Origin of the sequence: Clostridium sp. DL-VIII (assembly GCF_000230835.1) — a bacterium.
Taxonomy (GTDB): Bacteria; Bacillota; Clostridia; order Clostridiales; family Clostridiaceae; genus Clostridium.
In genome coordinates this window covers 4,062,990-4,085,404 of sequence record NZ_CM001240.1, presented here as the reverse complement: position 1 = coordinate 4,085,404, position 22,415 = coordinate 4,062,990, and the positions used below count along the sequence as shown (strand labels likewise).

Annotated in this window: 20 protein-coding genes; all 20 read left to right on the top strand. The window is 28.1% G+C overall.

Features of this window, described 5'->3' with window-relative positions:
• Nucleotides 1-8: 8 nt before the first annotated feature.
• The 20 genes from CDLVIII_RS18730 (at nt 9) to CDLVIII_RS18645 (ending at nt 22,121) form a co-directional block, all read left to right on the top strand.
• Entirely contained in the window at nt 9-506 is a 498-nt protein-coding gene (locus CDLVIII_RS18730; protein ID WP_009171037.1) for an ATP-dependent metallopeptidase FtsH/Yme1/Tma family protein, read from the top strand.
• Complete coding sequence (locus CDLVIII_RS18725) at nt 503-811, top strand: nucleoside triphosphate pyrophosphohydrolase (RefSeq protein ID WP_009171036.1); 309 nt, start codon at nt 503-505, stop codon at nt 809-811. Before CDLVIII_RS18730 ends, CDLVIII_RS18725 begins: the two co-directional genes overlap by 4 nt.
• A 90-nt stretch (nt 812-901) precedes the next feature.
• Complete coding sequence (locus tag CDLVIII_RS18720; protein WP_009171035.1) at nt 902-2,059, top strand: HNH endonuclease domain-containing protein; 1,158 nt, start codon at nt 902-904, stop codon at nt 2,057-2,059.
• Between the two features lie 199 nt (nt 2,060-2,258).
• Nucleotides 2,259-3,563 (top strand): nuclease-related domain-containing protein, encoded by a 1,305-nt coding sequence (locus tag CDLVIII_RS18715; protein WP_009171034.1) that lies wholly within the window; start codon nt 2,259-2,261, stop codon nt 3,561-3,563.
• 26 nt (nt 3,564-3,589) lie between these two features.
• The gene (locus tag CDLVIII_RS18710; protein ID WP_009171033.1) at nt 3,590-4,540 is read left to right on the top strand and encodes an NYN domain-containing protein; all 951 of its coding nucleotides are present in this window, start codon (nt 3,590-3,592) and stop codon (nt 4,538-4,540) included.
• A 268-nt stretch (nt 4,541-4,808) separates the two neighbouring features.
• Nucleotides 4,809-5,285 (top strand): hypothetical protein, encoded by a 477-nt coding sequence (locus CDLVIII_RS31755; RefSeq protein WP_201767383.1) that lies wholly within the window; start codon nt 4,809-4,811, stop codon nt 5,283-5,285.
• 9 nt (nt 5,286-5,294) lie between these two features.
• A complete protein-coding gene (locus CDLVIII_RS31750) occupies nt 5,295-5,642 on the top strand; it encodes a GIY-YIG nuclease family protein (RefSeq protein WP_201767394.1) in 348 nt (115 codons plus the stop codon).
• Between the two features lie 121 nt (nt 5,643-5,763).
• Complete coding sequence (locus tag CDLVIII_RS32175; protein ID WP_050816278.1) at nt 5,764-5,997, top strand: hypothetical protein; 234 nt, start codon at nt 5,764-5,766, stop codon at nt 5,995-5,997.
• Nucleotides 5,964-6,491 (top strand): HNH endonuclease domain-containing protein, encoded by a 528-nt coding sequence (locus tag CDLVIII_RS18700; protein ID WP_242835758.1) that lies wholly within the window; start codon nt 5,964-5,966, stop codon nt 6,489-6,491. The genes CDLVIII_RS32175 and CDLVIII_RS18700 overlap by 34 nt, the downstream gene beginning before the upstream one ends.
• Nucleotides 6,492-6,644: 153 nt before the next feature.
• Nucleotides 6,645-7,328 carry an MORN repeat-containing protein gene (locus CDLVIII_RS29390; RefSeq protein WP_009171032.1) on the top strand — a complete coding sequence of 228 codons (684 nt, stop codon included), beginning with the start codon at nt 6,645-6,647 and terminating at the stop codon, nt 7,326-7,328.
• Nucleotides 7,329-7,340: 12 nt separating this feature from the next.
• On the top strand, nt 7,341-7,832 hold the full coding sequence (gene hxsA3, locus CDLVIII_RS18690; protein WP_009171031.1) for a His-Xaa-Ser repeat protein HxsA3: 492 nt from the start codon (nt 7,341-7,343) through the stop codon (nt 7,830-7,832).
• Nucleotides 7,833-7,851: 19 nt separating this feature from the next.
• On the top strand, nt 7,852-8,265 hold the full coding sequence (gene hxsD, locus CDLVIII_RS18685; RefSeq protein ID WP_009171030.1) for a His-Xaa-Ser system protein HxsD: 414 nt from the start codon (nt 7,852-7,854) through the stop codon (nt 8,263-8,265).
• A 4-nt stretch (nt 8,266-8,269) separates the two neighbouring features.
• Entirely contained in the window at nt 8,270-8,467 is a 198-nt protein-coding gene (locus CDLVIII_RS18680; protein ID WP_009171029.1) for a hypothetical protein, read from the top strand.
• A gap of 210 nt (nt 8,468-8,677) precedes the next feature.
• Nucleotides 8,678-9,532, top strand: coding sequence for a hypothetical protein (locus tag CDLVIII_RS18675; RefSeq protein ID WP_144005386.1), 855 nt, complete (start codon nt 8,678-8,680; stop codon nt 9,530-9,532).
• Between the two features lie 16 nt (nt 9,533-9,548).
• Entirely contained in the window at nt 9,549-10,670 is a 1,122-nt protein-coding gene (gene hxsC, locus CDLVIII_RS18670) for a His-Xaa-Ser system radical SAM maturase HxsC (RefSeq protein WP_009171027.1), read from the top strand.
• Complete coding sequence (hxsB, locus tag CDLVIII_RS18665) at nt 10,670-12,112, top strand: His-Xaa-Ser system radical SAM maturase HxsB (RefSeq protein WP_009171026.1); 1,443 nt, start codon at nt 10,670-10,672, stop codon at nt 12,110-12,112. Before hxsC ends, hxsB begins: the two co-directional genes overlap by 1 nt.
• A gap of 486 nt (nt 12,113-12,598) precedes the next feature.
• Complete coding sequence (locus CDLVIII_RS18660) at nt 12,599-14,575, top strand: DEAD/DEAH box helicase family protein (RefSeq protein WP_009171025.1); 1,977 nt, start codon at nt 12,599-12,601, stop codon at nt 14,573-14,575.
• A gap of 74 nt (nt 14,576-14,649) precedes the next feature.
• The gene (locus CDLVIII_RS18655) at nt 14,650-18,129 is read left to right on the top strand and encodes an ATP-binding protein (protein ID WP_009171024.1); all 3,480 of its coding nucleotides are present in this window, start codon (nt 14,650-14,652) and stop codon (nt 18,127-18,129) included.
• A gap of 84 nt (nt 18,130-18,213) precedes the next feature.
• On the top strand, nt 18,214-18,765 hold the full coding sequence (locus tag CDLVIII_RS18650; protein WP_009171023.1) for a DUF4231 domain-containing protein: 552 nt from the start codon (nt 18,214-18,216) through the stop codon (nt 18,763-18,765).
• A gap of 44 nt (nt 18,766-18,809) precedes the next feature.
• On the top strand, nt 18,810-22,121 hold the full coding sequence (locus tag CDLVIII_RS18645; protein WP_009171022.1) for an ATP-binding protein: 3,312 nt from the start codon (nt 18,810-18,812) through the stop codon (nt 22,119-22,121).
• Nucleotides 22,122-22,415 lie beyond the last annotated feature (294 nt).

Genomic DNA, 22,415 nt, shown 5'->3' with positions numbered 1-22,415 from the left:
GTATTAATATGGGAGAGAAGATTAAAAAAATAGTTAAAATACTATATATATTAGCAATATTAATTTTGGTATGTGTATTTTTCATTGCATTTAATTATGCTAAAGATACTTTAGCGACTAAAGAGATTACATATAATGAGTTCATAAATTTACTAGAGAAAAAGCAAGTATCTAAAGTTGTAATTGAAAATGAAAATTTAATAATAACTCCAAGTGAAAATAATGAGGAATATAAAGGGAAAACTTTGTTTACAGCAAATATAAATGATAGAAATTTGATATCAAAACTTAAAGAAGCAAATGTTAAATTCGAATGGAAAAATACAAAAGATAATTCAATTAATATTATTTCTTTTTGGTGGGTTATTCCATTGGTAATTATATTTTTTATTTGGAAATATATAAAACTAAAAAAGGAAAATAAATATTTGCTAGCTCAAATAAAAGAATTAACAGAAAAGAAAGATATTAATATTATTAATGATGAAAAGAGTGAGAACAAATGAAAACATATAATAAATTAGTAAGAGATAAGATTCCTAAAATAATAAAAGCTGATGGACGAGAATGTGATACTGCAATCGTAGCTGGAGATGAAAAGTACAAGCTTTTGGAAACTAAATTGCAAGAAGAAGTTAATGAATTTTTAGAGGATAAAAATTTAGAGGAATTGGCTGATGTAATGGAGGTTTTATTTGGACTAGCGGAAAGCTTAGGTTATAGTGAAGAGGAACTTTTGGAGGCTAGGGATAAAAAGAGAAAGGAACGTGGAGGATTTAAGGAAGGAATTATACTTAAAGTTGTGAAGTAAATAATTGGATTAAAATGAGAGTTTATGTAGAGTAAACTCTTATTTTTGTGTTAAAATGTAGGGAGATTGTATTAAAATGGGTGAGGTTGAATGGATAAAATATTTATTCCACAAGAAACAATAATATTACCAAAGGAAATATGTCAGGTACCATATAGTAATGAAGTGAATTATTCCGCTTTTGCAGGAGTATTAAATGACAAATCTGCTAGTTACAAAATGTATTGGTTATTAGCTATACTAAAGGAAGTAGCTTCTGATGAGAAAGAAATTGAGTTTAGAACATTAATAAGCAGGATGGTGGTTAAATCTTGGTATCCTATTTTAAAATTTAAACTTAGTTTTGGATTATGTGATAATTTAGCAAGCGTAGTTGATTATATTTCTGATACTTATAATGTTGGAAGTAACTATACTGAAGATAAGCTTTTTGAATTTATATATGAGTCGGAAGATAAAAAATTAAATAAAATGCTAAAGGATTTAACTTATAATGTTCCGTACAGATTTTTAGCACCTTTTTTTAAAGGGAAGCTCAAGGGCAGAAAAGTTGAAAAGCAGATTGAAGAATTATCAAGACAGGATAATGAGTGTGTTTATGAAATATATCAAAATGAGAAAAATGATAATTGCATTAGAATAAGAGATAACTGGTGTAATTATTTAAAATATAACAGAAAAATTATTGAAGGCTGGGCATACTATGAACTTGCATGCTTTCTACAAAAGCGAAATCCAAATGTTCCTGGAATAGCAATGAAACTAGCACCTCCACAAAATAGAAATAGCATAAGACCACAAACAAAAATATGGGAAAATGTCATAGAAAGAAAACACATAAAAGATTTATATACGGGCTTAGCATTCACGGAAGAGAATTATAAGGAATACGGAGTTTTAAGTATAGATCACTTTATTCCTTGGAGTTTTGTGCTTCATGATCAAATATGGAATTTGGTGCCTACTTTTAAGAATATTAATAGTAAGAAAAGTGATAATCTGCTTCATTATGATAGATATATTGATAAGTTTTGTGAAATGCAGTATGAAGCATTTTGTTTCGTAGTTGATGAAGACAAGAAAAATCAGATTGATGAATATGGACAAGTACTTAAGGTTGATAATCTTAAGAAATTTAAAACGGAAAACAGGGAAGATGAATTTGTTAAAAGGTTGAAACAGGAGATTGGGCCGGTTTATGGAGTGGCGGTAAATCAGGGGTTTGGAGTTTTAGAGAATTTTCTTTAAAGTATCATTTCAATACTCATCTTTTATGTATTGATCGACTATGGTAAATATATGTAATATTAGTCAGCAGTTATGAAAACTTAACTGCTTTTTGTTTTGTAAATCTTTATAAGTATTAACTATTTATGTTAAAATATAGTTACTATGTATAAAATATATAATTTAATTGATGAGTTAAAGGTAAAGGGAGAGAATTTATATGGTAGGGTTATACATTATTATAATTTTAGTGATTGTAATTGCAATTGCATTAAAAAAGAGTAAGTATGATAAAAGCAATTATAAAAAAGAATCAGGGAATGGTTTCTTTGGAGTAATGATGGACAAAGGGAAATATGGAGAGTATTTATCGTTTAATATTTTAGAAAAAATAAAAGGGGAACATAGAATACTTACTAATGTATATTTGCCTAAAGAAAATGGAGAAACTACAGAAGTTGATTTAATATATTTACATGAAACAGGGATTTATGTTTTAGAATCAAAAAATTATAGCGGATGGATCTTTGGAGATGAGAAAAGTAAGTATTGGATGCAGATCTTAAAGAATAAACAGAAGAAAAAGTTTTATAATCCAATAAGGCAAAACAATACTCATATAAAATATCTAATAAAATTATTAAAAGTTGATGAAAAATTAGTAAAGTCAATTATAGTTTTTAGTGAAAGATGCGTCATAAAGAAAATGGAAGTTCATTCGGAAAATGTGAAAGTTATTAATAGATATGCTTTAAATAAAACAATAGAGCAGCTTATAAATAATTCTCCAAAGGTATTTGAAGCAGGTGAGATTATTGAGCTATATTATGAATTAAAGTCTCATACTTGCGTTAGTGAAGAGATGAAGGCAAAACATATAAATCAGATTGAAGAGATACAAGTTTCAGAAATTAATACTAAAAATAAAAGTAAAAATGTTAATAGAGAAATTATTAATAATGCAAAAGAAATTAAATTAGTGGGAAAAGAAGTTAAAGAAATTAATAATGTAATTGAGGTTGCTAAAAAGCAGGATAAAGTAATTTTAGATATAAATAAAAATGATGTATATATAGGGAATCTTGTTACAGAAAAAATTAGAGAAAAGTTAGACGAATCTGATGGACATGCGTCTATTAAACTATTTAGAGGTGATTCTTGTGAAATAAGTTACGATTCAAATGAAAGTGGGCTTGTTTCTCCTAAAATACCAGTTCCAGATCAATTAACCTGGGAGGTATTTGATGCTGCTGTAGAAGTTGTAATAAATAACGGAGGAAAGGCACCAAAAGGTAGCGCCAGATCAAAGGGAGCTAGACTTGGAAATGAACTTTTACCAATGAATTCAGTGGAAGGTTATATTGCACATAAGGTTCATGGAGTAAAAGAAGGACAAAGTGCATTTGGTCCAGGCTTTGTAATTTTTGCAATTTTAGATTGGGCAGGTATATGTAATAATGAAAAAGGGTTTTTAACTATAAAGCCTTCATTTTTGATGGAGCTTGGGGAAAGTAAAAATAATTAATTAGAGAATAGTAAGGAGATATAATTATGGAAGAATTAACAATTGCTTTATTGATAGATGCAGATAATATTGGAGCTAAGCATATTGAAAGTATTTTAGGTGAGCTTACAAAGTATGGAAGGGTTACAATAAGGCGAATGTATGGTGATTGGACACAGGAAAGGTTAAAATCTTGGTTAGAGAAATCTTCACAGTTTTCACTTACCCCTATAATGCAATCAAATGATACTTCTAGAAAGAATGCATCAGATATAGGACTTGTTATTGATGCCATGGATATATTATATTCAGGGAAGGTAAATGGTTTTTGCATTGTGTCAAGTGATGCTGATTTTAATAAATTGGCAAAAAGATTACGTGAGTCTGGAAACTTAGTAATTGGCATTGGAGAACAAAAAACACCAGCAGCATTTAGAGCTTCATGTGAAAAATTTATTTCTTTAGATATTATAAATGAAGAGACGGAACTTGAAGATGAGAAACTAGATACAGTATCTAAGAATAATGAAATTAGTGAAAAATCTTCTACAAAAAGTATTATAGAAAATGCTATTATTGATATGATTTTGGATAGCAATACGGATTCTATGGCCCTTGGAGAAATAGGACAAAGGATAAATAATATGTTCCCAGATTTTGATGTTAGAAATTATCATTATACAAAATTATCCGAACTATTAAAGGAGTTTGATAGCCTTTCACTAAGTAATAAAGAAAACAAATACTGGGTTACTCTAAAAAATATTATGCCAGAAAATATTAAAGAAATTGAAAATAAAATAGTTGTGATATTTAATAAAAAGAAAGTATCAACGATGAATATTGGTGAGCTTAAAAAAGAGTTATCCAACGTTATTCCAAATTTAAATATAGTGATTAAGAAAAGCGGAGTTACTAAGTTCTCTATATTCTTAGATAAAAAAATTGATATTATTAGAGTTAGTTCTAATAATGCTAAACTTATTAAAAAAGGCTAGAGATAAGAATCTTAAAGAACGTGGGGGATTTAAGGAGGGGATTGTGCTTAAAAGTACAAAATGATTTTTGCTGTTGTGGAAACTATTAGCATAGTCCAGGCTTTATGATTTATGCAGTTTTAGATTAGGCTGGTATTTGCAATAATGGGAGAGGCTTTTTGAGTATAAGTCCTTCAGTTTTAATGGAGCTTGAGGAAAATAATGAATTAATAAGTCAATGAGTATGGTAAAATGAACCATAGAATAATAAAGTTAAGGGGAGTAATTAATGAGCAGCGCAGCATTATATCTAAATGACTTATTAGCATTTGAGGATTTAAGTAATATAAAAATTAAATTCAATCAGTTTAATGGTGAAAGTGATCCAATGGAAGAATATAAGAAAAATCCTGATGTTGTAAATGATAGATGGCTTTTTTGGAGAACAGAAAGAAGAAATTTTGATGTAAATCAGATAGTTATTTGTTTACTTAAAATAAATGATGACGTGTGGCTTCTTACTACAATTAAACGTGTAACAAAAGAATTTGATGTAAAAAATGATGTCAATTATGAAGGTGAAGAATTAGAGAAATATAAGCCTTTTTTCGGAAGAGTACTTATAAAGTTTCATAAAGATTTTCAAACACAAGTTAGATATGTTGAAGATATTTTCGATCAGCTTGAAGTTCTGCAAATACTACCAACAGTATTTGATGGTGATGACTTTCCAGGATATGAAAAGGTACGTTTATCTTTTGAATAGCTTGAAACAATTATTTCACGAAATAAGAAGGATTGGATATCTGCCTTAGAAAATCAAAAGGCTGTTTATTTAATCAGGGACACAAATAACGGAAAATTATATGTAGGATCAGCTACAGGTGAAAATGGAATGCTGCTGCAAAGATGGAAAAGCTATGTCAGCAATGGGCATGGGGGTAATAAAGAGCTTCTGGACATTTTAAACACTCAAGGCTTTGATTACATGAAGAAATATTTTCAATATTCAATTCTAGAAAATTATAATTCAAGAGTTGATAAACAAATTATTTTAAGTAGAGAATCTTGGTGGAAAGAAACATTGGGGACAAGAGTTCCTTTTGGTTATAATTGCAACTAGTTTTAAGTATATACAGATACATTATTTGAAAATATTGGATTTTATTAAGAGTTTATGTAATATAAGCTCTTATTTTTATGGTAGAATATATCTATATTGTATTTTGCTAGGTGAAATTAAAATGAATGGAATTTATACAACAGATAAACTTTCAATATCACCAAAAGAAATTGGTGATGTGCCTTATAGCAGTGAAGTTGATTATAGGATATTTTCTAGAGTATTAAATGATACAGTTGCAAGCTATAAGCTGTATTGGCTTTTAGCTTTGCTAGATGAGATTTCTGAAAGGAAAAGTGAAATTGAATTTAAAAAATTAATATGCAAAAATGTAACCCCAATGTACCTGGAATAGCAATGAAATTAGAAGCTCCTAAAAATAGAGATTCTTTAAGAGAACAAACAAAAATATGGGAAAATGTCATAGAAAGAAAGCACATAAAAGATTTATATACAGGCTTAGATTTTACAAAAGAAAATTACGATGAACATGGAGTGTTAAGTATAGATCATTTCGTTCCTTGGAGCTTTGTTCTTCATAATCAAATGTGGAATCTAATACCAACCTTTAAAAATATAAATAGTAAGAAAAATGATAATTTGCTTCCTTTTGATTTATATATAGACAAGTTCTGTAAAATGCAATATGAAGTCTTTAATTACGTAGTTAATGAGAATAAAAGAAATCAAATTGATGAATATAGGGAAGTTTTAAAAATAGAAAATGCTAAAAAGTTCGTTAAGGAAAATAGAGAAGAAGAATTTATAAAGAAACTTAAGCCGGAGATTGGACCGGTTTATGGGGTGGCTGTAAATCAGGGGTTTGGAGTGCTGGAAAAATTTATTTAGAATATGAGAGAAATCGAGTAAATTTATGTAAAATTACTCGATTTCTCTTATATATAGCTAAAACAATAGATTCAAGATTTTTATATTATAAACTTAGGTAATATAATTATAATGTAGCTAATTATGTATTAAATGGAAAGCGGGGGGATAATAATGGCGACTTTACTGACAATGATTGTATTTTTTAGTTTCTTAGGGTGTATAGGAATAATACCATTATTTATTTATTCAAAAAAGAAAAAAGATTTCAAATATAAACCAGAGAAACTATTAAAAATATTAAAAGCATTAGCAGCAACATTTGTAATATCATTCATTTTGTTTGGAATAACTGTACCACATGCGAATGATACTAAGGCAGTACAGGCACAAGCTCAGCAAGAACAAAATGATGGTAATGTAACAGACAAAACAATCAACAGTGGAAAATATACGGGAACACTTAAGAATGGAAAAAGAGAAGGTACTGGAACATTCACAGCAGCGAATGGGGATAGTTATAAAGGTGACTGGAAAGATGATAAAATGAATGGTCAAGGAACTTTAAATTATGCAAATGGAGATGTTTATTCAGGAACTTATGAAAACGGATTAAGGTCAGGAAAAGGAACATTTACATGGAAAGAAAGTCAAGATACATATACTGGTGACTGGAAAGCAGATGCGATGACTGGACAAGGCGTTTATGATTTTGGCTCTGGTGAAAATACAGGAGATAAGTATACTGGTGAATGGAATAACAACAAAATGGAAGGAAAAGGCACATACACTTATAAAGATGGAAAAAATTTGACTGGAACATGGAAAGACAATAAATGCATTTCAGAAAGTAAGTAAGAGGTGATACATATGGGGAAAATCAATTATCCTAAAATAAACAAAAAAATTCAAGATTTTATATACGAAGAAGAAGGAAACATAAGTAGAGATAAGGTACTATTTATTGGATCAATGTTAGTTATTTTAGCAGCAATGATACCATCAAAAGCATTTGCAGGACATAGTTCACATGCATCACATGCTTCACATACATCATCAGCAGCTCCAAGTGGACATGCATCGCATGAATCACATGCGTCTCATGCATCATCTTCTACAGGAACAGATAATTATAGCGCAGATTCTAGTACATCAGGTTCAAGTAATTCAGGAGCAACTCAAAGTAATTATAATGCTGCGTCATCAAGCAATTCAAGTTCAGCAGCATCTAACTCATCAACTGCTTCAAGTTCAAATACTGCAGCATCAGCAAATTCAAATGGAACTTCAAATGCGCCAGCTGAAGCGCCTGCAAAAGTACCGGGAACACCTAAAATACCAGATGCAACACCTAATTTTTAGTAGAAAGTAGAGAAATTATATGAGTGATAAATTAACAAAGGAAAATGATAATTCTATAGCTTTTTATCTTAATAAAGATATATATAATGTTAAAACAATAATGAAGGCTGCCTATAATTTTATAGAAGGCTTCTATATTTTATTAAATTACGTAAATAGTGATATTGAAGTTGTTTTAGAAAGTAAAGAGCAAAAGAATAGTGAAGAAATGAAAAAGTATAAAGGTGAATTCTATAATGAATTATTGAGGCAGAATATTAGATACATTGTTGCTAAGGATACTAAAAATATTAGGGAATTAGTTATGGGGAGAGCATTATATGATACATGTATTGAATATGAGGATACTAAGGAAGATGTAAATGAAAATAGTCCTGAATTAAAGGATGAGTTAGATATATTAGTTAACTGGTTTGATAAGAATGAGGGGTAGTATTATGCAACAAATTGAAATGAGTTTAGCAATATATAGTAAATGTATAATACAAGAAGGCTTTGATGAGTATAAAAAATTAGTTAAAAGCAGCATAGAAATTAAAGAAGATAGAGCTATAGTTACTTTTGAAACTGATGATGAGTATATTACAAAAGAATTTTCAAATTACATAATAGCTCTAAGTGCTGCAGAGGTATAAAAGTAAATGATAAACAACATATATTTAACAGTATTAATACTATGCCTTATATGTATCAGTATAATAACTTTTATTACTGACTTTAAGCATGGAAAAATCTTAAATAAACATTTAAGATTTTTCATGAAAATAGGACTTATAATTCAGCTTTTATATAGTATGTATTTTATATTTTATGAAAAACAAATTTATAATTTTAGCGGATATATAATGAATTTTTTAATTGGTGCATTGATTTCAATTTGTTTGTATTATTTTGATATATGGGGAGCTGGAGATTCAAAATATGTGATTTTAATGCTTTTAATAGCTCCAATAAATATTTTAAAAAATAATGGGGTTATTGCTTTTCAGGGATTAATGATTTATATTATTACTTTTACTGTGGCTCTTATATATTTGTGTGGCGAGAGTTTGTATTTCTTTTGTAAGGAAGTTCCAACTTTAGAACGTGAAAGTTTCTTTGAGATATTTAATATAAAAGAATTTTTCATAAAATGGTTATTTTCCTTTTCAATTATAACAATAATTTATAGAACAATTAGTTTAGTATCACGTGAATTTTTAACTAATAATGTATTATTAATTAGATTTTTAATTATTCTTCTAATGTTCTACTTCTTAGATAAGGCAAAGAAAAAAGGACTATGTATCATTACAGTCATTTTAGCAGTTTTAGCAACTACATTTGATTATTATATAAATGGATATAGCAGCGGATTTATTATAGATTATAAAATATTATTTTTTGTTTTAATAATTATAATTATCAGAAATCTATGCTCAAGATATAATTATAAAAAAATAAAAACAACTGAAGTTCAAGAAGGAATGGTGCTTTCAGCAGGAACTTTTGTTGGATTTTTCAATTCTAGAGTTAAGGGACTTCCAACATTTAAATCTGAATCAATTCATTCAAGGATAACTTTAGAGGAAGCAGAAAGTGTTAAAAGGTGGGCAAAAAGTAAATATGGACAGGAATACATTTATATTGTAAGACAGATTCCTTTTGCTCCATTTATATCACTTGGGACTATTGGAAGTATTTTGTATTTCATCATATAAATAAGGAGTATATTAGATGGAGTTAGTAGGAAAAGTTACATATGATAATTTAGAAAAGGAAGATAATTTAATATTAGTTATAAAAGATAAGGCTTATGAAGATTTTAAATACGGATTTTTTGCTTATATATTTGAAAGCAACATACTTCCTAAAGAACTAGAAGAAGATTTATTAGAAAAAAACGTTAAATTTATAAGTGGAATTAATATAAGCAAATTGACATCTGGAGATGTAGTGAAAGTAAACTCGAGTAAAAATTCTTTAAAAGTTATGTATAAAGCTAATTCTTCAGAACAAGTCATTTTAACAACTAATCAATGCAATAATAACTGCATAATGTGTCCAGATTCAGATGGAATCAGAAGTACTCATCACAATGCAGATGTAAATATTATAAAATCAGCTATCAAATTAATGAATGATAATACTAAATATATATGCATTACTGGTGGAGAACCTACCTTTTTAAAAGAAGAGCTGTTTCACATTTTAGATATATGCAAAGATAAATTTCATAATGCTGAATTTATAATGTTAACTAATGGAAGAACTTTTTATTATGAAAACTATACTAAGGAATTTATAAAGCATTGTCCAAACAACATAATTGTTGGTATTCCACTTCATTCTAATAAGGAATATATGCATGATGAGATTACAAGGGTCAAAGGAAGTTATGTTCAAACAGTTAATGGAATGAAAAATTTGTTAAACCATAAGCAACTTGTTGAAATAAGGGTTGTAATAAATAAACTAAATTATTTAGAGTTGAATAATATAGCAAAGATGATTACTAGAGAATTTCCTAATTGTTACAGAGTAAATTTTATGGCTATGGAAATACTGGGGAATGCATATATAAATCGAGATGAAGTCTGGGTTGATTTCATAGATTTTAAAGAGCAATTAGAAAAGGCGTGTCTAACTTTATTATCTAGCGGAATTCGTACTTATATTTATAATATTCCATTATGCTATATTGATAAAAAGTTTTGGAGTATTGCTAAAAAAAGTATCACAGAATACAAAGTTAAATATGGGGAAGAGTGTGAAGAGTGCAACATAAAAGAAAAATGTGGAGGCTTCTTTTATTCTACTAAGAAATTTAAAAACTTAAAGGGAATAGGTATAGTATAATGGAGAGTTTAACTAATGCAGATTACAAGATAAATTACTTTAATTTTGAAGAAATGAAAGACAAGTTCTTGATCACTAATGATTTAGGAAGATATTTATTTATTGATAAAAATCATATGAAGAGCATACTTAACCAGGATTTTAATATTCCTAGAGGCCAGCTTAAATTATTAGAAGATAACTATTTTATCTACAGGGATAAAGAAGAGTTTATTGAAAAAGCCTCAAGTGAACTAAGAAAAATGAAAAATTATCTTAATGATGGGACGCAGTTGCATATATTTGTTCTTACTACTTTCTGTAATTTAGGCTGCATATACTGTCAGGCATCTGCTTACAATAAGGCGGAAAACTGTGAAAATAGTCATAAATTTATGACAAAAGAAATAGCCAAAAGAGCAGTTGATATTGCACTTCAATCTCCAGCTATGAATTTGACCTTTGAATTTCAAGGTGGAGAACCTCTAGCAAATTTTGAAGTATTAAAATATATTGTAAGTTATTCAAAAGAAAGAAACAAAGAATTAGGAAAAGATATATGCTATTCAATGGTTTCCAATTTAACCTTAATAAATGAAGAAATGATAAATTTCATTCTTAAAAATAATATAGGCTTATCTACATCAATTGATGGACCAGAGACATTACATAATAAAAATAGAAAATATAATAAAGGAAACAGCTTGGAAATAACAAAAAGTAAACTAGAACTAATTAATAGGAAAGCTAATTTTTCAAGTTCAGTACAAGCTATACAAACAACAAGTAAATTTAGCCTAGATTATCCAAAAGAAATTGTAGATGAATATGTGTCACTAGGATTGAAATCAATTTTTGTGCGTCCATTAACACCAATGGGATATGCAGCAAAGCATTGGGGAGAAATTGGATATACAGCAGAAGAGTATTTAAACTTCTATAAGAAAGTCCTAAATTACATAATAGAGCTTGCAGCTAAAGGGATAGATATAAGGGAAGCCAATGCAGTAATATTATTAAAGAAAATCCTAAATAATGATCCAATAAATTATATGGAATTAAGATCACCTTGCGGAGGTGCCATAGGGCAGCTTGCTTATAATTATGACGGAAATATATATACTTGCGATGAAGGAAGGATGCTTTCGGAAATGGGCGATGAAAGCTTTAAGATTGGTGACGTATATAAAAATACCTTAGCAGGTTTAATAAAAAGTCCAGTATGTAAAACAGTAGCAGTATCTTCATGCCTCGAAGCAATTCCAGGATGTGAGCAATGTGCCTATAGTCCATATTGTGGAGTATGCCCTGTTTGCAATTATGCTCAGTATGGCAATTTGTTTGCTCCTAATGTTAATTCTTATAGATGTAGGATATTTAAGGGGATGCTTGAGATATTGTTTGAGAAGATTGAAGAGAATGATGAGAAAATTATGGGGATTTTTGATTGGTGGGTTAAGTAATATTGGGATTAAGAAAAAGTAATTTTCTTATGAAATATTAGAAGACGTTTCAATTTTAGGAATACTAAGGTGTAATGTTTGCTTATAGTTCTTTTACAGCAACAATATTAAAATATATATTTGATATAATATAAATAAGAAATGCTTAGTGCCGTAACACTAAGCAATCCCTAGAACAAAAACTGTAGAAATACCTACGCAGAAGTGTATTTCATTAAATTCATTTTATTCAAAATTAATGTTAATAGTTTAAAAAAGTTTTAGACTGTAAGGAATTATAAGCACACAGTTTGTAGTAATGCAAGCAGTGTGTTTATTTTCATTAATAAAAGTATGCAAACAGCATAATTTCAATGGAAGAAAGTTAGCCAATGTGGTAAAATATTCATGTATAATGTTAGAAATTGAAAAATGAGGGGAAATTTATGAGCAGCCTTAAGAAAATTAAAGATGAAAAATTAATATAAGAGAAAAAATGATAAAGTTATGAAGGATTACTCAAGAAGCTGGAAAAGACCACAGCTTTATAAGGATCTTGAGAAGGCTAAAGAAAATGGAACTAGTGAAGATGAATTTGCAATTGAACCAAAGGAAATTGAAGGTAATAAGGTTGTAGAACTTTTTGAACCAAAGGGAGCACAGATAGAAGCTTTATATGAATTGGAAAATTCAAGAGAAGAAGGCTTTGATAAAGGTTTAGTTGTAGCAGCTACAGGTGTAGGAAAAACATATTTAGCAGCCTTTGATTCAATAAAAGCTGAAAGAGTTTTATTTGTTGCTCATAGAGAAGAAATAATTAAACAGGCAGCTAGAAGCTTTAAAAATGTTAGAAAATCTGAGGATATTGGCTATTTTTATAACAATATTAAGGATAAAGATAAATCAATGATTTTTGCATTGGTACAAACCTTGGGTAAGGATGAATATTTGAATGAAGAGTATTTTAAAAGAGATTACTTTGAGTATATAGTAATTGATGAATTTCATCATGCAGTATCAAGTAATTATAGAAAAATTATTGATTATTTTACACCCAAATTTTTGCTTGGATTAACAGCAACACCTGAAAGACTTGATTCAAAGGATGTATTTTCTATTTGTGATTACAATACAGTTTATGAAATAAGGCTTAGTGATGCCATAAATAAAGGATATCTTTTGCCTTTTAGATATTATGGAATTTATGATCAAATGGTAGATTACGAAAATATAGAATTTAAAAATGGAAAATACAATGATAGAGAATTAGAAGAAGCTTTAATGCTGGATAAAAGAGGAGAATTAATCTTAAAGCATTATGAAAAATACAATTCGGGTAGGGCTTTAGGCTTTTGCAGCTCTAAAAAACATGCGGAATATATGGCAAAATATTTTTGTGAAAATGGAGTGACCGCAGTTGCAGTATATAGTGGAGAAAATGGAGAATACTCAGAAAACAGGACAGAAGCAGTAAATAAATTAACCAAGGGAGAAATAAAGGTTATATTTTCTGTAGATATGTTTAATGAAGGTTTAGATATACCTGCAATTGATATGGTAATGTTCCTAAGACCAACTCAGTCTCCAACAGTATTTTTGCAGCAGTTAGGAAGAGGACTCAGAAAGCATAAAGATAAAAAATATTTAAATGTCCTAGATTTCATAGGAAATTATAAAAAAGCTGATCTTTTGCCATTTTTATTAAGTGGAAAAGCTTATTCTAGAATTGAAGCAAAAAAAGGAATTCTTAATGAAAATGAATATCCAGAAGATTGCAGAGTGGATTTTGATTTTAGAATTATAGATGTATTTAAGAGACTAGCAGCTAAAGAAATGAATATCAAAGATAGGATTTTAGAAGAATTCTTAAGAGTAAAAGAGCTAGTAGGACATAGACCGAGCAGAGTTGAATTTTTCAATAATATAGATGATGAAATATATTCGGCTATAAAAAGAAATAAAAGTGAACTAAATCCTTTCAATGATTATTTAAGCTTCTTAAAAGAAAATGGAGAATTATTTAAAAGTGAAGAAACTTTATTTAATAGCATAGGACATGACTTTATTAAAATGATTGAAACTACAAAGATGAGTAAGAGTTATAAGATTCCTGTTTTTCTTGCATTTTATAATGGAGGAAAGGTTAAGATGGAAATTAGTGAAGAGGATGTTTATAGGAGTTTTTATGAGTTTTATAGGAAGGGTAGTAATAAGGTGGATATGCTTAGGGATAAGGGGACGGCAGATTTTGAAAGTTGGGATAAGAGGAAGTGGGTTAGATTGGCTAGGGAGAATCCGGTTAGGGCTTTGATTAGGAGTGAAGGGATATTCTTTAACTGGGATAAGAAGGCTTTAATGGAATTAAAAAATGAAAATATGGAAAGCATTATTGGGAAGAATTCGTTTGTTGAACATATGGGGGATGCTGTTGTATATAGGACTGATAAGTATTATGAGGAAAGGAAAGAAGTTTTTAGATTATAAAAACTTGAGTATTCAGAATATATAAATAAAACTTGAATTAATTATAAATATATGAAATGGGTAGGGATGTAAAAATGTGTTTCACAGATAAAGATAATATAAATATAAAAGAATATTCATTAGAAGAGCACTTGGAAATTAAATGTAAAAATAATGAGAAATATAAACATTTATATGCTGCATGGACAACTGATAAAGATGTGTATACAAATTCATTATCAGCAATTCCAGTAAATTTTCCCCATTATAGTAGACATGAAGCAAGTCATTCATTGAGTATAATAAATAAAATTGAAATGCTTCTGGGCATAGAAAGAATTAAAAGTTTAAGTCCAACAGATACATTTTTAATATTAGAAAGTGCATTTTCACATGATTTGGGAATGATTATTCCTACGGAAATATTAAGAGAAGAATGGAAAAAAACAAGTTTTAAGCGTTTTTTAAAGAGAATTGCAACCGATGGATTTGATGAAGATATAACAAAAGCAGCAAATTATCTATTAGAAATTCAAGATAAATATACTGAATTTAATGAAAAAAATAGAGATTGGCCTGTGGAAGTTCGAGATGCAGTAATTTTAATTACTGCTGAATATTTTAGAAAGGGTCATGGGTCGAGAAGTGAATTATGGCTTAAGCAATCAGAAAAAATAGCAGCAAGTATAAATGCAAATAAATTTATTCCAGAGAGAATAATGAATATAGTTGGAAAGGTAGCAACAGCTCATGGAAGAGAATTTGATGATGTATTAGCTAACTTAGAACATATTCAAAATGGCATAGGCGTTGATAAAATACATCCAAGATTTATAGCATGTTTAATAAGACTTGGAGATTTATTAGATTTGGACAATGGTAGATTTAATGAAGTTTTTGAAAAAACATCACCATCACCTGAAAGTTCAAAAGTGCATAAAAAGAAACATAGGTCAATTACTCATTTTTTAGTATCACCAGAAAGAATTGAAGTTTCAGCAATATGTGAAGATGATAATGTATATAGAGAAACAAGGGCTTGGTTTGATTGGCTTAGTGATGAGCTGAAAAATTTAAGCAGTAAATGGAGTGATATTGTACCAAAAGACTTTCAAGGTGGTCCACCAAGCTTAGGGGATATTAAATTAAGTATAAAGGGAGCAGAAGATATAACAGAGCAGCTTAATTTAAGGTTTAATATTGATCCAGTGAGAGCTTTTGAATTGATTGAGGGAAATGGAATATATAATGATGAGTTAGTTTTTATAAGGGAACTTTTACAAAATGCAATGGATGCTACTAAAATTAAAATATGGAGGGATATTAAAAATAAGCACTATGATGATGTAGGAGCTTTAATAGGTGATGAATTTAAAGAAAAAAATTTAAGTGATTACGACTTTAGTTTTCCAAGAGAGCTACCACCAAATTTAAAAGATTTTTATCCAATAAAAATTAATGTAGAATATGAACAATCTAAAGATAATAAAGGAGAAAATATATATAAATTTACCATTGAAGATAAAGGTTGTGGTATGAGTTTAAAGGATCTACAAAGAATAGAGAATGCCGGAGGCAGTTGGGAACAAGATGATGAGTTGCAAGATTTTATAGAGTCAATGCCAGGATGGTTACAGCCAACAGGGAGTTTTGGGATTGGATTACATTCTGTTTTTTTAATAACTGATGAAATGAAAATTGAAACAAAGTCAGATAATGAAGTTGGATATAATATAAGTTTTGTTTCAAGGAGAAAAAATGGATATATAACAGTAAAAAAAGATGAAAAAATTTGTAGTATAGGTACTAAGATTACTTTGAGAATAAATGAATCGAGATTTGAAGTATTAATGAAAAAACAAAGCAGAAATTATTTTAATAATTATGATTACTTTGATCCTGATTATAAGAAAAAAAGAATAGAAGAAGTTTTAAGAGAGCAAATAAAAGAGATTGTTGAGAATATTACCATATTTAATATAAGTTCAAACTTAATAAAAGATGAAAAACAAATAATAAATAGTAAAAAAATTAAAAATATAAATAAGTATGGACCATATGTAGATCCAGATGGGTTAAAGTACTATATATTTCTTGACCAATATAATGAAAATATTATAGGGGAGAATGTAACTGTTAATAAATGGAGTATAGAAATACAAGATAATGTTTATGAAACCATAGTCAACGTTATAGTAAGTAATAATGATATAGGAGCTTATAGTAGTGGGGTTAGGCCTCCTAAAATACTATTTAAAGAGATTAAGTGCAATAATTCACTAACAATTGATAATCAAGAATTATTTGATATAATAATTGATATTAAAAAAGGAAAAGCGAAGGAAATATTAGATGTATCAAGAGATGAATTAAAAGAAGATATATGCAGGAAATATATAAAAAGAGTAGAAGAAATTATGATTCCAGGTGCGTTAAAATACTTATATAAAGATTTTGATAAGCGCGACAAAACACATGTTAAATCTATTTATAACGGAATTGGTGAGGATATTTCGACTAGTGCACAATTATTGAAATTGCGATTAGCATTTAACCGTTTTTTATTTAAAGACGAGAGCTTTATGAAGGAATGGGGAAATAATATATCTATCTGTAATGGAGCAAATTATACGTTTGGAGATCTCTTAGAAAGTAAATATATATTAGAATTTGACAATAATAATATCACAGATGATATGAAAGAAAAGATAAAAGAGTTTAAAGTGTATGTGGGAAAAGATAAATTTATAGAAAACATAGGTAGATTTTATGGTATATTTAGAAAATATACATCTTGTAATTTTTGGCAAATAAAAAATTTAAGGGGGGAATATAATTCAAGAACAATTAATATGCTAAGGCTAAAAAAGAGAAAACAATCAATAACAATTTTAAATACTGAAGTTTTTGTTAATTGCCTTAAAAACAAGGAGGAATTTAACGAAAGATTGAAAATGTTATTAAATAAAGATATTAAAGTTAGGCAAAAATTAGACTACGTTTGTTATGATGCTGATAGTGATGAATGTGTTCTCTTATATAAAAATATTATATGTGACAAAAATATAGAGAACTTATCCTTATATTCGAGTCTAAAAAAAAATCTGTATGTTATTTCTCCATTTAAAGAGAATTGTGATCAATTAATAAAATTTTTTAATTATGAGATAGAGAAAGTAATAGAGCTTATAAAAAAGGATCATAATTTCGATGAATTAGTAGATTGGGTATCTAAAAATGCTACGTTCAGAGAAGAAAATGAAGATTATAAAACTAGAGTTATAGAAACATACAAAGCTTTAATTTCAGATTATATAGATTTACTAAAAGAAGAGGATAATAAAGAAGATAAAGTAAATTCAGGAATAATTGATACGGAATTAAATAAAAGCAATAAGGAAATAGAAGAAAAACTAGCAGTTAAAGAAGCTGCAACAGATATTGAAGAGAAAAAAGTTAGAAAAGCTAATAGTAGAAGGAAAATACAAATAAATAATTTTAAATTGATGGTAATTCAAAAAGAGGCAGAAAGGAAATTGCATTTAATACAGAAAAAGAAGAAAAACAAGTTTTAAATAATGATATAGGTAAGATTCCATTAACGAGCAATTATATTTATGTTTGTGCGTAATTTTATATATTACATTTGGAGAGTTAAAATGATAAAGCGAAGGGATAAATCAGAAATGGTAAAAGTAGGACGAAACAGCACTAAGAAAGAATTAAAGTCAATACCTATTTATGTTGTCGGAATAGAGAATGAAGCATTAAAGGGACGAGTTGAACATATATTAGATTGGTATATACGCAAAGCAGCATCCTATAAAAGGCTATTTTATGGAATTAGTGCTGTTTTAATTTTAATAAATGCATCGATTCCAATAATAAATGAAATTGGAATTGAGAATATTGGATTTACTGGTAAAGATATAACTGTATCTATTATTTCCAGTATAGCAACTATACTAACAAGTTTTATGACTTTATTTACTATGAAAGATACTTGGTTTAGATATAGAAAACATGTGGAGTCTATAAAAACAGAATGTATGTTATTTAACTGTAAGTGTGAACCTTATAATGATAAAAATAGAGAATGTAACTTTGCGCAGAAAATTGAAAGTATTATCTGCAATGAAAGACAACAATGGATAAATAATAAATTTGATAATAAAACCAATCAAGATAATGCTGTAAATGAAAATGCATAAAAAATTTTGTAAAGTAAACAAATCAATATGTACATGGGGGTAACATGAGTATTACATTAGAATCATATTTAAAGGAAGTCAGTGAAAGAGAAGGAAGTAAATTATATAGTAATTGGATGGTCATAAAGGAAGAGCTTTGTAATAAACTTGAAACTGTATCCAGCTATTTTCAACATTTCAGTTTACATAATGCTACACATTCTAAAGAAATATGCAATAATATAGAACGATTTCTAGGAGAAGATAGAATAAGAAAGTTATCTCCGACAGACGTATGGTTATTATTAATGGCGTTCTATTCACATGATGTAGGTATGGCGTTAAAATATAATGACATTGTTAACACATTTGAAGAGCAAAAATTTAAAGGGGAATTGAAGGAATTAATTGAAGGAAATAATACAGAACTTAAAAAAGCAGCAGAGAGAATTCTGACTTTTGAAAAAGAAAATAATAATCTAAAACCAATACAGGGGAAGGCCTTAGACATATTTAGAGATGTCCAATTAATTATAGAAGAACATTATAGAAAAGGACATGCTGCGAGAAGTGCAGATTATATTGGGGAATTTTTAGATGAAAAATATTCTTTAATAAATCCTAGAATAATAGAATTGCTAAAAAAAGTATGTATAGCTCACCAAGAAGATATTAAAAATATTGAAAATTTACATTATGAAGAAAATGGATTGTTTCAAGATTATGTTCATCCTAGATTTGTTGCAGGAATGCTTTGTTTAGGAGACTTACTAGATATGGACACTAATAGGTTTAGTAAGTATGGATTAGAAGCTGCATCTACAATGGCTAATGAATCAAAATTACATCTTGAAAAACATAGAGCACTTAAACACTTTTTAATAAAGCCCAATGGTATAGAAATAGAAATGGATAGTCCCTCTATGGAAGTTCATAGAGTAGCTAGAGATTGGGTTCATTGGATAGATGAAACCATAGATTATTTAACTCTAAAATGGAGTTGTATAGCACCAAATGATTTTGGAAACCCTCCTAAAATTGCATACAAAAAATTGTTGATAAAAGGAAGCGATTTATTTAATGAATATGCCGATTTAAAATTTACAATAGATCAAAGTAAAGCATTAGAATTATTACAAGGAGCTAATATTTACAAAGATAAATTTGTATGCATTAGAGAAGTTATACAAAATGCAATGGATAGTTCCCTAATTCAATTATGGAAAGATATTGATATTAAAAAGAAAAAAAAGAAGCTTGAAGAGGTAAATGAGCGTGATAAAATATGTAGGGAAACTTTGAAATGCGAAAAATACAATGAAATTGGAAAGCGTGATTTAAAAACAGAAGCAATAATTGATTTTTGGGAAAACTTAAGAGTAGATGAAAAATATCAAGAAAAATTAACAGAAGAAGCAAAAAGATTCAACGAATATCCAATTGAGGTATCAGTATACTTTGATGAGGAGGACAAAGTAACTATAGAGGTGTCAGATAAGGGAACAGGCATCAGTAATATTGCACTAAAAAGTATTGCAAATATAGGTACAAAAAAAGATAAAAGAAATGATAGGGATATAATAGAATCAATGCCGGGATGGCTAAAACCATCAGGACAATTCGGATTAGGATTACAATCTATATTTCTTATTTCAGATAAATTTGAAATGATAACTAAATCTCATGATGAACCTGGGAAGAAAATAATATTTGAAAATGTAAACAATAATACAGGTTATATAACAGTAGAACCTAATAATAGACATGAAAGAGGAACTACTGTAAAAATTCATATTGATGAAGCAAAGATTGAAGCAAGTGATTTTCAAACTGATGAATTAAGTTTTAAACTTAAGGATAAAAAAGATTTTATTATGGAGCTTATTTTAAGTAAAGCTAAAAATAACCAATTTATAGGTGAATTAGGTGAAAATGATTCATCCTTCGATATAAAAAACTACTTTTATGTAAATATACATAAAATAGATAAATTTAATCAAAAAGAAGACATACCTTCAAATAAAAGCCTATTTTCAGATAATAGTTTAGGATGTTTTTTAGAAAATGGAGAACTACAAATTACGACGATAAACTCACAGGAAAAATTAGTATTTGAATATTTTGAGCGAGAAAACAAATCATTATGCAAAATTGCATTCGTATTACCTGAAATTGAAAATCGGGAAGAAGGAGAATTGTTTAAATTCACCATTAAAAGTGGAGAATTATGTGAATTGTATTATAAGAATGTTTTTGTATGCGAGTTGTACAGTGATTCAAAATATATGTTTGATCGTCAAGAAATGAAGTATTTTAAATTTTCTTTAAATTTATTTGATAATAAAGCTGACAGTATTTTAGAAATTAGTAGAAATGCTATAAAAGAAAACTACAGGACAGAATTTTCAAAAGTAGTAAGGCACACTTTAATCAATGTATTTCAAGCTATTAATAATAATTTAATAGAAAAAAGAATAGAGTTAGAAGAGTATAATTTAACAATTCTATATCAGCTATTTAAGTTCTTTGGAATTAATACAGATAAATTTATAGAGACGTATAGAAATAAATTGTGGAAATTTTCGTTTGTTGAGAAATTTTATCGTCATAATTTTGATAATCCAGGACACATAGAACTAAATACAACAATTGATGAAATATTTAAAGCAAAATATAAGATTATTGAAGCAGTAAAGGATAGATATTATGTTACTAATTCATTTAGGGATTTTTTAGATAAAATAGATGATAAAAAAGTAGAAAAAATAAATATCAAAGATGTTGCTGATAATATATTGGAAGTAAAAAAATATTTGAATGGTATAACGTTTGATGGAGATTCACTTATTTCACATTCACTCATAGCTTCGAAAATAGTAAAATTAAATAATGAATTCTACAATTTATATGAATTTGCTCCTTTCATAATATCTGAAAATCAAGTTTTACCAATGTATGATGAAATATATTTAATAGATTTATTTGTGAAAATATCAAAAGAAAAAGAAAGAGAAATGATTGGATTAGAAAACTTTAAAAATCTGGTAATAGAAAAATTTGAAGATTATAGACTAAAATATATTATTAAGCTACCATTTAAAGATGAACATTATGATAAAGTAATTGATTCAATTAAGAAGGATCTCTCATTTGACAAGAGTATGTTTAAAAAAGAAGTGGTGAATACTGATTATTTTAACTGTTTAGTAGATTATGTAAGCAGCAAAAAGAAATTGCATTCTGATGAAATTAGACATGCATATGAGAAATTGATTGATAAATATATGGAATTATTAATAAAACCTGATGAAAAGGATAATCCATATAAGGAATTTGTAAAATGTTTAGTTGATGCAAATGAAGAAGTGGAAGATTAATTATAAAATTTCAAGTATAATAAACATAATGTTAATAGCTAAAAGCATCTAGAAACTTTTTTAGATATTTTTAGTTATTATAAGTTAGTAAGGTGGAAGGTTTTAAAGTGTGACTGACAATGCAAGCATTATATAAAATAGTAGAATATTTTAAAGAGAAGGGGTTGTCGCATTAGCGGATTAAAGTCCGTTAGCGATAGCTCCTTTTTAGATTGCATGAAATATTTTCTAAATTGAGTATTTTGCTAATTATAATTTCTTTAAAGTACACGGTAAATCATGCGTACCTATATA

Coding starts and splice junctions, on each gene's coding strand:
- hxsC (WP_009171027.1), top strand. CDS start 9,549: ATGGAGTTAGTAGGAAAAGTTACATATGATAATTTAGAAAAGGAAGAT.
- CDLVIII_RS18660 (WP_009171025.1), top strand. CDS start 12,599: ATGAAGGATTACTCAAGAAGCTGGAAAAGACCACAGCTTTATAAGGAT.
- hxsA3 (WP_009171031.1), top strand. CDS start 7,341: ATGGGGAAAATCAATTATCCTAAAATAAACAAAAAAATTCAAGATTTT.
- CDLVIII_RS18650 (WP_009171023.1), top strand. CDS start 18,214: ATGATAAAGCGAAGGGATAAATCAGAAATGGTAAAAGTAGGACGAAAC.
- CDLVIII_RS18675 (WP_144005386.1), top strand. CDS start 8,678: ATGAATTTTTTAATTGGTGCATTGATTTCAATTTGTTTGTATTATTTT.
- CDLVIII_RS31755 (WP_201767383.1), top strand. CDS start 4,809: ATGAGCAGCGCAGCATTATATCTAAATGACTTATTAGCATTTGAGGAT.
- CDLVIII_RS18720 (WP_009171035.1), top strand. CDS start 902: ATGGATAAAATATTTATTCCACAAGAAACAATAATATTACCAAAGGAA.
- CDLVIII_RS18715 (WP_009171034.1), top strand. CDS start 2,259: ATGGTAGGGTTATACATTATTATAATTTTAGTGATTGTAATTGCAATT.
- CDLVIII_RS32175 (WP_050816278.1), top strand. CDS start 5,764: ATGAATGGAATTTATACAACAGATAAACTTTCAATATCACCAAAAGAA.
- CDLVIII_RS18655 (WP_009171024.1), top strand. CDS start 14,650: ATGTGTTTCACAGATAAAGATAATATAAATATAAAAGAATATTCATTA.
- hxsD (WP_009171030.1), top strand. CDS start 7,852: ATGAGTGATAAATTAACAAAGGAAAATGATAATTCTATAGCTTTTTAT.
- CDLVIII_RS18725 (WP_009171036.1), top strand. CDS start 503: ATGAAAACATATAATAAATTAGTAAGAGATAAGATTCCTAAAATAATA.
- CDLVIII_RS29390 (WP_009171032.1), top strand. CDS start 6,645: ATGGCGACTTTACTGACAATGATTGTATTTTTTAGTTTCTTAGGGTGT.
- CDLVIII_RS18710 (WP_009171033.1), top strand. CDS start 3,590: ATGGAAGAATTAACAATTGCTTTATTGATAGATGCAGATAATATTGGA.
- CDLVIII_RS18645 (WP_009171022.1), top strand. CDS start 18,810: ATGAGTATTACATTAGAATCATATTTAAAGGAAGTCAGTGAAAGAGAA.
- CDLVIII_RS18680 (WP_009171029.1), top strand. CDS start 8,270: ATGCAACAAATTGAAATGAGTTTAGCAATATATAGTAAATGTATAATA.
- CDLVIII_RS18730 (WP_009171037.1), top strand. CDS start 9: ATGGGAGAGAAGATTAAAAAAATAGTTAAAATACTATATATATTAGCA.
- hxsB (WP_009171026.1), top strand. CDS start 10,670: ATGGAGAGTTTAACTAATGCAGATTACAAGATAAATTACTTTAATTTT.
- CDLVIII_RS18700 (WP_242835758.1), top strand. CDS start 5,964: ATGCAAAAATGTAACCCCAATGTACCTGGAATAGCAATGAAATTAGAA.